The organism is Alphaproteobacteria bacterium, assembly GCA_024244705.1.
Classification (GTDB): domain Bacteria; phylum Pseudomonadota; class Alphaproteobacteria; order JAAEOK01; family JAAEOK01; genus JAAEOK01.
On record JAAEOK010000075.1, the window covers coordinates 90,059 to 103,978 of the forward strand.

Annotated in this window: 11 protein-coding genes and 1 pseudogene; 10 read left to right on the forward strand and 2 right to left on the reverse strand. The window is 64.7% G+C overall.

Annotation, left to right across the window (positions count from 1 at the left end; genetic code table 11):
• From ftsA to GY791_13335, 10 genes and pseudogenes are all read left to right on the forward strand, one after another.
• Positions 1 to 1,245, forward strand: coding sequence for a cell division protein FtsA (gene ftsA, locus GY791_13290; GenBank protein MCP4329399.1), 1,245 nt, complete (start codon positions 1 to 3; stop codon positions 1,243 to 1,245).
• A gap of 62 nt (positions 1,246 to 1,307) precedes the next feature.
• Positions 1,308 to 2,942, forward strand: a complete 1,635-nt coding sequence (gene ftsZ, locus GY791_13295; GenBank protein ID MCP4329400.1) for a cell division protein FtsZ — start codon at positions 1,308 to 1,310, stop codon at positions 2,940 to 2,942.
• 149 nt (positions 2,943 to 3,091) lie between these two features.
• Positions 3,092 to 4,000, forward strand: coding sequence for a UDP-3-O-[3-hydroxymyristoyl] N-acetylglucosamine deacetylase (lpxC, locus tag GY791_13300; protein MCP4329401.1), 909 nt, complete (start codon positions 3,092 to 3,094; stop codon positions 3,998 to 4,000).
• Positions 4,001 to 4,114: 114 nt separating this feature from the next.
• A complete protein-coding gene (locus GY791_13305) occupies positions 4,115 to 4,927 on the forward strand; it encodes an outer membrane protein assembly factor BamD (GenBank protein ID MCP4329402.1) in 813 nt (270 codons plus the stop codon).
• A 16-nt stretch (positions 4,928 to 4,943) separates the two neighbouring features.
• Positions 4,944 to 6,614, forward strand: coding sequence for a DNA repair protein RecN (gene recN / locus GY791_13310; GenBank protein ID MCP4329403.1), 1,671 nt, complete (start codon positions 4,944 to 4,946; stop codon positions 6,612 to 6,614).
• Positions 6,611 to 8,698, forward strand: coding sequence for an NAD-dependent DNA ligase LigA (gene ligA, locus GY791_13315; protein ID MCP4329404.1), 2,088 nt, complete (start codon positions 6,611 to 6,613; stop codon positions 8,696 to 8,698). The genes recN and ligA overlap by 4 nt, the downstream gene beginning before the upstream one ends.
• A gap of 484 nt (positions 8,699 to 9,182) precedes the next feature.
• Entirely contained in the window at positions 9,183 to 9,875 is a 693-nt protein-coding gene (locus GY791_13320) for a hypothetical protein (GenBank protein ID MCP4329405.1), read from the forward strand.
• Positions 9,876 to 9,959, forward strand: a pseudogene (locus GY791_13325) (hypothetical protein).
• An 84-nt stretch (positions 9,960 to 10,043) separates the two neighbouring features.
• Positions 10,044 to 10,856 (forward strand): hypothetical protein, encoded by an 813-nt coding sequence (locus GY791_13330; protein MCP4329406.1) that lies wholly within the window; start codon positions 10,044 to 10,046, stop codon positions 10,854 to 10,856.
• 120 nt (positions 10,857 to 10,976) lie between these two features.
• On the forward strand, positions 10,977 to 11,444 hold the full coding sequence (locus tag GY791_13335) for a nucleoside deaminase (protein MCP4329407.1): 468 nt from the start codon (positions 10,977 to 10,979) through the stop codon (positions 11,442 to 11,444).
• Here GY791_13335 and GY791_13340 read toward each other — a convergent pair.
• Positions 11,441 to 11,914: a cupin domain-containing protein gene (locus GY791_13340; protein MCP4329408.1), complete on the reverse strand. Its 474-nt coding sequence runs from the start codon at positions 11,912 to 11,914 to the stop codon at positions 11,441 to 11,443. The two genes, GY791_13335 and GY791_13340, sit on opposite strands and share 4 nt — an antisense overlap.
• A gap of 125 nt (positions 11,915 to 12,039) precedes the next feature.
• Positions 12,040 to 13,851, reverse strand: coding sequence for an aminopeptidase P family protein (locus GY791_13345; GenBank protein ID MCP4329409.1), 1,812 nt, complete (start codon positions 13,849 to 13,851; stop codon positions 12,040 to 12,042).
• Between the last annotated feature and the right edge of the window lie 69 nt (positions 13,852 to 13,920).

Genomic DNA, 13,920 nt, shown 5'->3' on the forward strand with positions numbered 1-13,920 from the left:
GTGGCCAGAATACGACATGGCACGATCGCCGCGCTCGACATCGGCACCACCAAAGTATGCTGCTTCATCGCCCACACCGATGAGGACGACCGCCTCCATCTTCGCGGCTTCGGTCATCAGGTCTCGAAGGGCATGCGGGGAGGGACGATCATCGACATGGACGCCGTTGAGCGCTCCGTCCTAGCCGCCGTGCACGCGGCGGAACAGATGGCCGGCGAGCAAATCCACGGCGTGGTCGTCAATATTTCTTGCGGCTACCCGGCGTCGCGAACAATCGGACTCGAGATCGCCATCGGCGGCCACGAGGTGAGCGAAACCGATATCTACCGCGCTCTGGATCGCGGTCGCGAATATCAGATCGACAGCGATCGCAGCATCGTGCACTCGATCCCGATCGGCTACACGATCGACAACAGCCAGGGCATCCGCGACCCACGTGGCATGTACGGCGACCGGCTCGGCGTCGATATCCATCTCGTCACCGCCGGTGTCAGCGCGGTCCGCAACATCCGGACCTGCATCGACCGTACTCATCTGAGTGTCGATGCCATGGTCATCTCCCCCTATGCCTCCGCCCTCGCTTGCCTGGTCGACGATGAAACGCAACTCGGCGTGACATTGATCGACATGGGCGGCGGCACGACCACCATCGCCGTCTTCTATGAAGGCGAGGTCGTCTTCACCGATTTCATCCCGGTCGGCGGCATCCACGTCACCAACGACATCGCCCATGGCTTGTCGACCCCGGTCGTTCACGCCGAGCGGATGAAAACCTTGTATGGCAGCGCCATAGCGTCCCCGGCCGACCAGCACGAGGTCATCGACGTTCCGCCGATCGGTGAATCGGATCACGCCGAACCCAACCATGTGCCGAAATCGCTGCTTACGGGCGTAATTCAGCCGCGCATCGAGGAAATATTCGAGCTAGTTCGATCCCGACTCGAGCTGAGCGGGTTCGGCAAGGTCGCCGGCAACAGGGTCGTCCTGACCGGCGGTACATCGCAGCTTTCAGGTGTCCGGGACCTCGCCGCGTTGATCCTGGACAAGCAGATCAGGATGGGCCGGCCGACGCGGCTGAACGGCCTTGCCGACGCTTCCAGCGGCCCCGCGTTTTCGACCTGCGCCGGGCTGCTGAACTACGGTGTCGAAAAACACGTCGCGCCCACCGCCTGGGCCGGCCTTAACCCCGAGGAGCCGAACGGCCTGATGGGCCGGCTCGGTGAATGGATCCGTGTCAACTTTTAACCATACCGGAATCTCACGCCTGATGGGGATCAGGCAACTGGTGCTACCAAGCGGAGGAAAAAATGACCGTTAACCTTACCATCCCCGAGAAAGAGGCTGAAATGAAACCGCAGATAATCGTATTCGGTGTCGGCGGTGCCGGAGGCAACGCCGTCAACAACATGATTCGTTCCAACCTTGAGGGCGTCGACTTCGTCGTCGCCAACACCGACGCACAGGCCCTCGCCTTGTCGGAGTCCGAGCACAGAATTCAGCTCGGCGTATCGATCACCGAGGGCCTCGGTGCCGGCGCCCGGCCGGACATCGGGCGCGCGGCGGCCGAAGAGGGCATGGATCAGATCCTGGATGCGCTCGACCGCACCCATATGGCCTTCATCACCGCCGGCATGGGCGGTGGCACCGGAACCGGTGCCGCCCCGGTCATCGCGCGGGCGGCCCGGGAACGCGGCGTTCTGACCGTCGGCGTGGTCACCAAGCCGTTCCATTTCGAGGGCCAACACCGGATGAGGATCGCGGAGGAGGGAATCGAAGAACTCCAGCAGTTCGTCGACACCCTGATCATCATTCCGAACCAGAACCTGTTCCGCGTCGCCAACGAGAAGACAACCTTCGCCGACGCCTTCAAGATGGCCGACGATGTGTTGAACTCGGGCGTCCGCGGGGTCACCGACCTGATGGTCATGCCCGGTCTGATCAATCTGGACTTCGCCGATATCCGCACCGTGATGAGCGAGATGGGCAAGGCGATGATGGGCACCGGCGAAGCCGAGGGCGAAAACCGCGCCGTTCAGGCGGCCGAAGCGGCGATCTCGAATCCGTTGCTCGACGAGATATCGATGAAGGGCGCACGCGGCGTTCTGATCAATATCACCGGCGGCCTCGATCTGACCTTGTTCGAGGTCGACGAGTCGGCCAACCGCATTCGCGACGAAGTCGATCCGGCGGCCAATATCATCTTCGGCTCGACCTTCGACGAATCGTTGCAGGGCGTTATGCGCGTATCGGTGGTCGCGACCGGCATCGACGCCGATGTCACGGTCAAGCCGCGAACGACGACGATCAGTCTGGTCGCCGATAACGTCGCTCGGGAGATTCCCGAACCGCAGCCGGAGGCGGCGCCGGCCGCAGCCGAAACCGTTGCCGTCGCCGAGCAGGTCGACAGCGACGAGGAGGCGTTCGAAATGCCGCAACTGCCGGCGCGTTCCGACGCTGGCAACGATGATGCGGTCGAGGAAATTGCCGCTTCCGAAGCCGACATTGTCGCCGGCGTCGCCGAGGAGAGCACCCCGGCCGATCCACCCTTCATCGCTCCGCCGCCGATCGAAACGGCACCGGTGGTGCAGTCGGAGGATCGTCCCGATGAGTTCGCGGCAGCGGCCTTGGCCAACGCCAGCCGTCCCGAGCCAGAGTCGGCACCGGCACGGAAATCGGAAGGCGGACGAGCGGCCAGCTTGTTCAAGCGGGTCACGCGTGCGGCGCGCGATCTCGCCGAGGCGGTGGATGACGATCGGGCCCCCGACGCCGCCCGTAGCGAACCCAAGATCGCGACCGGTGCCGCGGCACGGCAGACGGAATCGGAGGTCAAGCCGATCCAGACCCACATCACCGGTCTGGATCAGTCCGATCAGCGGACGGCATTGCAAAACGATGAGGAACTCCTAGAGATCCCCGCGTTTCTGCGTCGCCAGGCGAACTGACGGCGCGACTGATTGGTCGCACCTACTCTGCGGGCTCCGGGCACCTCCCCCCGGAGCCCCATTTTTTCCCCTCGATCGGCGCCGAGAGATCGGCTCTTTTCTCTTCGCCCTGCCAGGTCTAAGAATTGGCGGCGAAAGGAAATTTCACCATGGTCAACGCTCCGGCCACCGCCGCCCTGGCCTACCGGGAGCAACACACCCTCGCCGGCGCGACGACATTGGTCGGTACCGCATTGCATAGCGGCCTTCCGTCATCAATCGTTCTGCGCCCGGCGCGCGCGGACAGCGGCATAGGTTTCCGCCGCATCGACATCGCCGACACGATGCCGGTGATCGATGCGAGTTGGCGCAATGTCATCGCCGGCGATCGCGCCACGGTACTCGGTGCGGGCGGGGACAAGCGCGTTTCGACCGTCGAGCACCTGCTTGCCGCTCTCGCCGTCTGTGGCGTCGACAACGCGGTCATCGATATCGACGGCCCCGAGCCGCCGGCGCTTGACGGCAGCGCGGCGCCTATCGTGGCGGCGATAGACAGCGCCGGGCTCGAACCACAAGCGGCACTCCGGCGCATGATCGAGGTCCTCAAACCGGTCGCCGTCAGCGACGGCGATCGCAGTGCCCGGCTCGAACCGATGGACGGGTTTTCGGTCGCCTTCACCATCGACTATCCGGGGACGGCGATCGGCAGTCAGAGTTTCGACGCGGCGGCCCAGGATATCAATTTCCGCACCGAGATATGTCCGGCTCGCACGTTCTGTCTCGGCTCCGAGATCGATAGCCTGCGCGACCGCGGGCTGGGCCTCGGCGGGACTATCGAAAACACGGTGGTGGTCGAACCCGATGGCCTGAGGCCGGGCACCCGCCTGCGCTTCGCCGACGAGTTCGTCCGCCACAAAATTCTCGATTGTCTGGGCGATCTGAGCTTGCTCGGGCATCCCTTGGCAGGCCGCTTCGAGGGCCTGCGATCCGGTCACGATTTGACACATTCGGTCATATCGAAATTGATGGCGGACCGGTCCGCGTGGCGGGTGGTTGCAATCGACCGCCCGTCGTTCTAGCAAGGCGCTGAACGATCTTTTATTTCGGCTATTTTCGGCTATTGTTTCGACCACGAAACAGGCTCTTTTCGAACGCTGAAAGGCGGAACCAAATTGGCTGAATGCGAACGACTTGTGGTGCGTCTGATCGCGACGGCGATCTTATTTCTCGGGCTCACCGCTTGCGGATCCGACGAGACCGCCGAGGAAGAAGATGCGATCCCCAGCGAGCCTCCGGTCGAGCAGTTGTATAACAACGCCATGGACAGCTTGATCTCGGGCGAGCGGCAAATCGCGGCGCAGCAATTCGAAGAAGTCGAACGCCAACATCCCTATTCGGTGTGGGCGACTAAGGCGCAATTGATGACCGCCTATGCGAACTATCAGAACGGCGACTATGGCGATGCCATCATCGCCCTCGACAGGTTCATCCAGCTGCACCCGGGCAACCGCGACGTCAGCTATGCGTACTACCTCAAGGCGCTGTCCTACTATCGTCAGATCACCGACGTCGGGCGCGATCAACGGACGTCGGAGGAAGCGTTGGTTGCCTTTCAAGACCTGGTTCGGCGCTTTCCGGCAAGCCGGTATGCGCGCGACGGGCGCCACAAGATCGATCTCATCGTCGACCACCTAGCCGGCAAGGAGATGGAGGTCGGGCGCTTTTATCAGAAGCGCGGCGACTACCTGGCGGCAATCAATCGGTTCAAGATCGTGGTCGACAAGTACGACACCACCACCCATGTCCCGGAGGCCCTGCATCGCCTTGGTGAAAGCTACACCGCGCTCGGCCTCAATGAGAACGCGCGGCGTGTCGCCGCGGTCCTGGGCTACAATTACCCGGGCAGCACGTGGTATTTCGACACCTACGAACTGGTCGAAGGCGTCGAAGTCGAAGGCAAACCGGAAGAAATCGACAACGCGGGCGCCCTCGACTGGCTGTATTGAACCCGCCGAACGTGAGATGCTGACCGGGCTGTCCATTCGCGATTTTGTCCTCATCGACCGGCTCGATCTCGAATTCGCATCGGGATTGACCGTCCTCACCGGCGAAACCGGGACCGGCAAATCCATCCTCCTCGACGCCATGGGACTGGCGATCGGCGCCCGCGCCGATAGCAGCCTGGTCCGCAGCGGAGCCCAGGCGGCCTCCGTCGTTGCCGCCTTCGCGGTCGCTTCGGACCACCCGGCACGCGATATCCTGCGCGTCCACGACGTTCACGACGGCGACGATATCGTCTTGCGCCGGACGATATCGGCCGACGGCGGCAGCCGCGCCTTCGTCAACGACCGCCCGGCGACGGCGACGTTGCTGCGATCGTTGGGTGACGCATTGGTCGAAGTGCAAGGTCAGTCGGAACACCGTGCCTTGGTCGATCCGGATTCGCACCGCCGGCTGCTGGACTCGTTTGGCCGTCTGTCGAGCCATTGCGACACCGTCGGCGAGGCGTGGCACATGTGGCGAGAGGCGATCGCCTCCGAGACCGAAGCGGTCGCCGAATATGACAAGGCGCGCGCCGACGAGGACTATCTTCGCCACGCCGTCGCCGAGTTGATCGCCCTGCGGCCGCAGCAGTCGGAAGAAGCCGAACTGGCGGAACGGCGGTCGACCCTGATGAACCGCGACAAATTGATCGACGGGCTCAACGCGGCGGTGTCGGAATTGGGCGGTGAAAACGACGTCGAAAGCCGTCTTCGGACGGCGCTGGCCAGGATCGAGAATATCGCGCCATTGGCCGGGTCCCTGCTCGACGATGCCCGCGCCGCCCTCGATCGGGCCATCGCTGAGACCGCCGAGGCAGGGGCGGCACTGGGATCGGCCGGCCATGACATCGACCTCGACGACGACCGGCTCGAGGAAATCGAGGAGCGGCTTTTCCGGCTGCGCGATGTCGCGCGCAAACATGGCGCCGAGGTCGCCGATCTCCCGGAACTGATCGAAGAATTTCAGCGCCGCCTCGCATTGATCGAGGACCGCGACGATGCGCGGGCGCGACTGCAACGAGAAACCGAGCTCGCGCGTGAACGCTATCTGGTGGCAGCGCGGCAACTCAACGAAGCGCGGACCAAGGCGGCCCGCCGCCTCGACCGCTCGATGGCCGTCGAGCTGCCGCCGCTTCACCTCGACAAGGCGGTGTTCGAGACGCGCATCGACGCGCGGCCGGAGGACGATTGGGGACCGTCGGGAACCGACCGCGTCCGTTTCCTGATCGCGACCGTGCCCGGCAAGGACCCCGGCCCGTTGTCGAAAGTCGCGTCGGGCGGCGAGCTGTCCCGATTGATGCTCGCGCTGCGGGTCGTCCTGGCCGGATCTGGGGTGGCGCCGGCCCTGGTTTTCGACGAAGTCGACAGCGGCGTCGGCGGCGCGACCGCGGCCGCCGTGGGCGAGCGGCTGTCCCGGCTCAGTACGGGATATCAGGTGTTGGTGGTGACCCACTCGCCTCAGGTCGCGGCCCGCGGCGATCAGCATTTGCGGGTCGAGAAATCGGCCGCCAAAGGGACGCTGCATACCCGGGTCGAAGCGGTCGCCGCGCAAGAACGGCAGGAAGAAATCGCCCGCATGCTGTCGGGGCGCCGGGTAACCGCGGCGGCCCGCGCCGCCGCCGCCAGCCTCCTCCACGGAGACGCGGCATGAGCGCCAAGGCCGCCTCTTCGATCGCGGTCGATAAATTGACCACGGCGCAGGCCAAAGCGGAACTGGCCCGGCTCAGCAAGGAAATCCGCCGTCATGACCGGCTCTATTACACCAATGACGAGCCGGAGATTTCCGACGCCGACTACGACGCGCTGCGCCGGCGCAACGAGGCCATCGAGGCACGCTTTCCCGACCTGAAACGCGCCGACAGCCCGTTGGAGACGGTCGGCGCCGCCCTCGGCCAAGGGTTCAAGAAGGTGCGCCATCCGGTGCCCATGCTGTCATTGCAGAACGCCTTTGGCGAAGATGATTTGGCCGAATTTTTCGCCCGCGTTCGTCGGTTTCTCGGCCTCGCCGAATCGGAACCGATCGACGTCGTCGCCGAGCCCAAGATCGATGGCTTGTCCGCCGCCGCGCATTACCGGTCGGGCGCATTCGTCCTCGGTGCAACCCGGGGCGACGGAACGGAGGGCGAAGACATTACCCGCAATCTGGCGACCATCGACGACCTTCCTGACACCTTGAACGGGACCGATCTTCCCGACAATTTGGAGGTGCGCGGCGAGGTGTATATGCGTCACGCGGACTTCTTTGCCCTCAATGAACGCCGCGCCGCTGCCGACGATCCGGTCTTCGCCAACCCCCGCAACGCCGCCGCCGGATCGCTCCGGCAACTCGATGTCGGCATTACGGCGGAACGGCCGCTGCACTTTTTCGCCTATGCCTGGGGCGAGATCAGCGAACCGCCCGGGGACAGCCACTGGCATTTCCTGGAACGATTGCAGGCCTGGGGATTTTTGGTCAATCCGCTGGTTCGCCTGTGCCATTCTCTCGACGAGGCACTGTCGTTCTACCGGGAAATCGCCGCCCAACGGGCGGAGCTGCCCTATGACATCGACGGTGTCGTGTTCAAGGTCAACCGCCTCGATTGGCAGCAACGGCTGGGTATGGTCAGTCGCGCGCCGCGCTGGGCCATCGCACATAAGTTTCCGGCCGAACGGGCGCAAACGGTGCTGAACTCGATCGCCGTCCAGGTCGGTCGCACCGGCGCCCTGACCCCGGTCGCCGAATTGACCCCGATCACGGTCGGCGGTGTCGTCGTCTCACGCGCGACCCTCCACAACGAAGATGAGATCGCGCGCAAGGATATCCGCGAAGGCGATACGGTGGCGATCCAGCGCGCCGGCGACGTCATCCCGCAGGTCGTCGAGGTGGTAACCGAACGCCGGCCGAAGGGTGCCAAATCTTACGTCTTCCCGGACCATTGTCCGGTCTGCGGCAGCCTTGCCGTGCGCGAGGACGGCGAGGCGGTGCGCCGCTGTACCGGCGGCCTGATCTGCGGCGCGCAAGCCATACAGCGGCTGCGCCACTTCGTCTCCCGCGATGCCTTCGACATCGATGGCTTCGGCGGCCGCCATGTCGAGGCGTTTTGGCGCGACGGCTGGATCCGCACCCCCGGCGACATTTTTCGCCTCCACGATCGCGGCGACGAGTTGGCTGAGCGCGACGGATGGGGCCAACAATCCGCCGCCAACCTCATCGACGCCATCGAGGGGCGCCGTCGGATAGACCTCGAACGGTTCATCTATGCGCTCGGTATCCGCCAGGTCGGCCAGGCCACCGCCCGCCTGCTCGCCCGCCAATATTCCACGCTCGAAGGCTGGCGCGACGCCATGGCGGCGGCGCAGGCGCGCGACGGCGAGGCCTTTGACGACCTGCTCGATATCGACGGCATCGGGCCCGCGGTCGCCGACGACATTCTCGGCTTCTTTGCCGAGCCCCATAACCAGGAGGTGCTCGACGATTTGGCGCGGGAGCTGTCGATCGAGGCCTTCGCGGCGCCGGATAGCGGGTCGCCTGTCGCCGGCAAGACGATCGTGTTCACCGGCACCCTCGAGCAAATGACCCGCAGCGAGGCAAAAGCGCGTGCCGAGGCCTTGGGTGCCAAGGTTTCCGGCTCGGTGTCCCGCAAGACCGACATCGTCGTCGCCGGCCCGGGCGCCGGATCGAAACTGGCCAAGGCGCGCGAACACGACGTGACCATCCTCACCGAAGACCAATGGCTGGAGCTCGTCGGGATCTAGGCCTTTCCGGCAATCCCGCCGCGACCCATTCGCTGGGCGTCATACATGATTCGTAGCCCGTTCCGTGGATTCAGGCGGTTGAATTGGGCGCGTTAACGATATTGCTCGGCGATCCGTTAACGATCGATCCTAGCCATTGGTAAACACTGTTCGCCTATCTTGGCACCGGTCAGTGGACGGCTTGGAAACCTTGGGGTTTTCATCAAATGCCGGACATCGCGCGCCGGAATGGTTCGGCGCAAGGAACAACGAATTGGTGCGGTGCTCTAGTCACCCACCGGTCGAAAATGGATGAGGTGCCAAGATGGCAATGCCGGTCGATCACCCCGCCGATACCAAGAGCACCCAGGTAACGGGGCTTGAAAACACGAACCTGTTGGATGATGAAGGCGAGGTCCAACTCGCCGCCATCGGTTAGGGCAACGGGCCGCCTACGACTGGCGATTCCACCGAAGGACCGGGAAATTCCGGCACCGCGCTGGCCATGGCCGGCGGCAAAGGCAAGAAGAACAATGAAGACGACGAGACCGAAGACTCCAGCGGCGGCGGCAACGGCAATCCGAATATCGATCCGACGGCGTCGGCCTATTCGTCGGGCCACCCGGTGTTCAACGACGACCTCGAGGGCCCACCCTTCGGCCCGCCCGGTCCCGACGGGGGCGCCACGCTGGGCGGTCTCGGTCAAGGCAACGGCCCGCAGGGCGTCGCCAACGCGGCGCGCGAAAACATCCTCGAGATCATCAACAAACTGCCGCCGCCGGCGCAAGCCAACCTCGAGGACTTGCTCGATCAAGGCAGCCCGGTCCCGGGCGAGGACCCGCCCGTCGAGCCGCCGGAAGCAAACAGGATCGGTCTGTTCGACGGTCCCGCCGGCGCCGCCGGCAACGAGTTGTGGGCCTATGACGGGACGACGGCGTTTCGTGTCGTCGGGCCGGACGGCACCAGCGTCATCGAGAATCCGACCAATTTCTTTGAATTCGGCGGCGATATCTACTTTTCCGGCGACACCGACGCCACCGGCCGCGAGCTTTACAAGATCGACGGTGCGACCGGCGCGATCACCCTCTTCGACATCAATACCGATGCCAGCAATTCGAATCCCTCGAACTTCTTCGTCTTCGACGGCGACCTCTATTTCAGTGCCTTCGACCCGGTAAACGGGACTGAACTCAGATAAATCGACGGCACTACCGGCGCGGTTAGCGTCATCGACATCAATCCCGACGCCGCCAGCTCAAACCCATCGAATTTCGCCGTCTTCGACGGGTCGCTCTATTTCAGGGCGACCAACGCCGTCAATGGAACCGAGCTATTCAAGCTCGACGCCGGCAGCGCGGTGCCCACGGTGATCGGTATTCGTGATGTACCCGCAGTGTCGTCCGCTTCGAGCCCGACCGATCTCATCGAATTCGACGGCGGCCTGTATTTCACTGCCTTTACCGACGCCGGGACCAAGGAACTGCATCGCCTGGAAAGCGACGGAACCCTTAGCACGGTTCAAGTCAATCCGGACGGCAGCCCGTCCGGTGCGGGCGATTTCTTCGTCCTTGGCGATGACCTTTATTTCGTCGCCTCGCGGCCGGCGATTGCGCCCGATCCGGCGACCGGGACCGAGCTTTTCCGCCTCAACGGCGAGGACGGCACCTTCGACGTCATCGACATCAATCCCGGCGCGACATCCTCCGGCCCAAAGGATTTCGTCGAGTTCAACGGCGACGTCTATTTTCTCGCCGACACGCCAGACGGCGACAACCTTCTCAAGCTTGACGGCGACACCGGTCTCGTCACCGTCGTCGACATCGGTCCGCCCCTCTCGGCAGACCCTCTACCAGATCCCGATCCCGACGACCTCACGGTCGCCGGCGACAGCCTCTATTTCGCGGTCGACCATCCGACCGCCGGCGGCGACGGCCTGTACCAGCTCGACGCGGATGGCGCGGTGCCGATCTTCATCGGCGACGTGCTGGAAGCCGAGACCGACTACGAGAATTTCTCGATCGCCGGCACGTTCGGCGACCAACTGATCCTCGAGGCCCGGCACGAAACTACCGGTGAGGACGGTCTCTTCACTTATGATGGCGCATCGGTCGCGTTCATCCAGGACGAGCTCTTCGCCAACAACTTCGCCTCGTTCGAGGGCGACTTCGCCGTCGTCTGACCATCACCGCCGCGGCGGCTGGTTTGCGCCGCCGGACCTCCGCCCCTATGCTGCGGTCGAGTTGGATCGTTGCAGATGGCGCGATCTTCGCATCGCTTCAACCTAGGACGAGTCTGGATCATGTGGACGCGACGGGTGTGGCTTTTGGGCTCGGTGGCGATCGGGACGGTGCTCGCCGCCGGCGTTCGACGTGGCGCCAATGCCAGCGATGGAAAAAATTCTCCAATCCCGCAGCCGGCGAAGCCCTCGCCCCAGGCCTTCATCGACCGGGCCTTCGCCATGCGGCGGCGGGCGGTCGACGAGGGCGGCCAACCCTATGGTGCGGTCATCGTCCGCGACGGCATCATTGTCGGTGAAGCGCCGAGCCGTGTCGTAACCCACGGTGATCCCACCGCGCACGCCGAGATGGAGACGATACGCGACGCCGTGCGCCGCTTGGGGTCGCGCAACCTCGGCGGTTGCGTCATGTATTCGTCGTCGCCGCCCTGTCCGATGTGTGAGGCGGCGGCCTATTGGGCCGGGATCGATCGGCTCTATTACCGCGCGGGAATCGTCGATGGCGGCGCGCCGCGCCTGGCGCGGTGTTAGCCCGGTTCGTCCTCGGTTCGTCCCGCGTCGATCCATTCGGCCACCGACATGACGCTCGCCCTATCGTCGTCGACGACGGTGACCTTGCCCTCGGCCATCGTGGCGCCGGCCTCGAAGATCACCCGCTTGCCGAGACGCGGAAACGTGCCGACTTCCAATGCCGTGCGTTCCCCGCCCATGAGATAAACCAGATCTTCGCTGCCCGTGTTGAGCAGATGATGACCGACGCCATCGGTGGGAAAGCCCATGAAATCCCCGGGACCGACCTCCAATCGCTGATCGCCGATCTCGGCCGTGCCGTGGCCGCTGAGGATGTAGACAAACTCCTCCTGCACGCTGTGGGCGTGATAGATGAAGCTTTCTTTTCCCGGCGGGACGCGCGCCAGCCACAGGTGGGCGCGCCGCATGCCGGCGCGGTCGCTCAGCGGCGTCATGAATATCTCCGCATTCGGATTGAGCGGGTGGTGCATGCAATGGGCGTCCTCGGGCCGATGAGCGGACGCGCGGACGAGATGGGGTGGGTCTTGTGACACGGTGAATCTCCCGGATCGGAATGGGACCATCGTACCGCCGTATAGCGGCGTAGCGGCGCGGTCTATAGCGGCGCCGTGGCCTGCCCAAGCCACGCCGCGGTTGCGCCGTCGACGCGCGGCGCGATAACCTCGCGGACCAGGGCGTGGTAGGCGTCGACCCAAGCGCGATCCTCCGGGGTCAGCAGCGTGGTATCGATCAGATTGCGATCGATCGGCGCCAAGGTCAGGGTTTCGAAGGCGCGCATGTCGCGTTCCGTCTCCGCGGTTTCGTCGGCGACGACGACGACCAGGTTTTCGATCCGGATGCCGTAGGCGCCGGTCCGGTAATAGCCGGGCTCGTTTGACAGGATCATGCCCGGCGCCAGCGGCGTCGCATTGGGGCGCGTCGCGATGTTCTGTGGGCCCTCGTGAACGCGGAGAAAGCTGCCGACCCCATGGCCCGTCCCGTGGTCGTAATCGACGCCGTCACGCCACAGGAACTGCCGGGCCAGGATATCGAGCTGCGACCCGGTGGTGCCCGCCGGAAACCACACCGTTGCCAGGGCGATGTGGCCCCGCAAAACCTGGGTGAAGCGGCGGCGCTCCTCCGCGCCCGGCGTTCCGATGGCCACGGTCCGCGTGACGTCGGTGGTGCCGTCGAGATATTGCGCGCCGGAATCGACGAGATACAGCGATCCCGGTTCGAGGGACCGGTTGGTTTTCTGCGTGACCCGGTAGTGAACGATGGCGCCATTGGCGCCGGCGCCGGAAATCGTATCGAAGCTGGGCCCGACATAATGCTCTCCCCCGGCGCGGAATTCGGCGAGGCGCGCGGCGGCGGCGATTTCGGTCACATCGCCGGCCGCGGCGGCCTCGTCGAGCCAGGCCAGGAACCGGCACAGCGCGGCCCCGTCGCGCTCATGGGCATGACGCGCACCGGCGAGTTCGACCTCATTCTTGATCGCCCGCGGCAACGCGCAGGGGTCTTGACCGCGAACGATCTCGGCCCCCGCCGCCGATAGTCGGCGTCGCACCCAATCGGGAGTCAGCGCTGAATCGACCAGGACCTTCTGCTTTTTTCGACCGAGATCATCGAGCAACGAGCCGAAGGAATCCTGGCCGCCAACCCGAACGTCATCGCCGAGATCGGCGCGCAGCGCGTCGCCGACCTTGGCCCGGTCGATGAGGAGATCGACTGTTCCGTCAGCGTGGACGATCGAGAAAGCGAGAGTGACCGGGACACAAGGAACGTCGCGCCCACGAATGTTCAGCAGCCAAGCCGTCGATTCGGTGGGGGTCAAAATGGCCGCGTCGACCGCCTGGCGAACCAACGCGGCGGCAACCGCCTCGCGCTTTTCGGCGGCGCTCTTGCCGGCAAACTCGATGCCATGGGGCCGCGCCGGCGATGTCGGCGGCAGCGGCTGGTCGAGCCAGATCGCGTCGATAGGGTTGGTGTCGACCGCAACCAACGTGGCACCGGCCGCGGTGCATGCTTTCTCCAGCTGTTCCGCGCCCTCGATGCCGTGAAGCCAGGGATCGAAGCCGAGCCGAGCGCCGCTGTCGAGGTTTTGGCGCAGCCAATCGGTCGCCGGCTCGCGGACCAGATGGCGGAACTCATAGAGCGACCCGTCGACCTGGGCTTCGGCTTGCAGGGTGTAGCGCCCATCGACGAAAATCGCCGCCTTCGCGCGCAGCACGACGGCCAGGCCCGCCGAACCGGTAAACCCGGTGAGCCAGGCCAGACGCTCGTCGCGCGGCGGCATCCATTCGCCCTGGTGGGCGTCGGCATGAGGCACGACAAAGCCATCGACGGACAGGCGATCGAACTCCCCGCGAAGGGCCGCGATCCGGTCCGACGGCGTCATCGCCGCGGCGCATTTCGCAACTTGCTGCATCGCCCTGTTCCTCATTCCGTCTCTCCTCGAACCTAGGCATGAGGCGGTGCCCAAGCAACCCCGGCAACG

What these genes read in the sequence shown, in the direction of transcription:
- GY791_13320 (MCP4329405.1), top strand. Translation starts at nt 9,183, where the DNA reads ATGGCCGGCGGCAAAGGCAAGAAGAACAATGAAGACGACGAGACCGAA.
- ligA (MCP4329404.1), top strand. Translation starts at nt 6,611, where the DNA reads ATGAGCGCCAAGGCCGCCTCTTCGATCGCGGTCGATAAATTGACCACG.
- GY791_13335 (MCP4329407.1), top strand. Translation starts at nt 10,977, where the DNA reads ATGTGGACGCGACGGGTGTGGCTTTTGGGCTCGGTGGCGATCGGGACG.
- ftsZ (MCP4329400.1), top strand. Translation starts at nt 1,308, where the DNA reads ATGACCGTTAACCTTACCATCCCCGAGAAAGAGGCTGAAATGAAACCG.
- GY791_13345 (MCP4329409.1), bottom strand. Translation starts at nt 13,851, where the DNA reads ATGCAGCAAGTTGCGAAATGCGCCGCGGCGATGACGCCGTCGGACCGG.
- recN (MCP4329403.1), top strand. Translation starts at nt 4,944, where the DNA reads ATGCTGACCGGGCTGTCCATTCGCGATTTTGTCCTCATCGACCGGCTC.
- lpxC (MCP4329401.1), top strand. Translation starts at nt 3,092, where the DNA reads ATGGTCAACGCTCCGGCCACCGCCGCCCTGGCCTACCGGGAGCAACAC.
- GY791_13340 (MCP4329408.1), bottom strand. Translation starts at nt 11,914, where the DNA reads ATGCACCACCCGCTCAATCCGAATGCGGAGATATTCATGACGCCGCTG.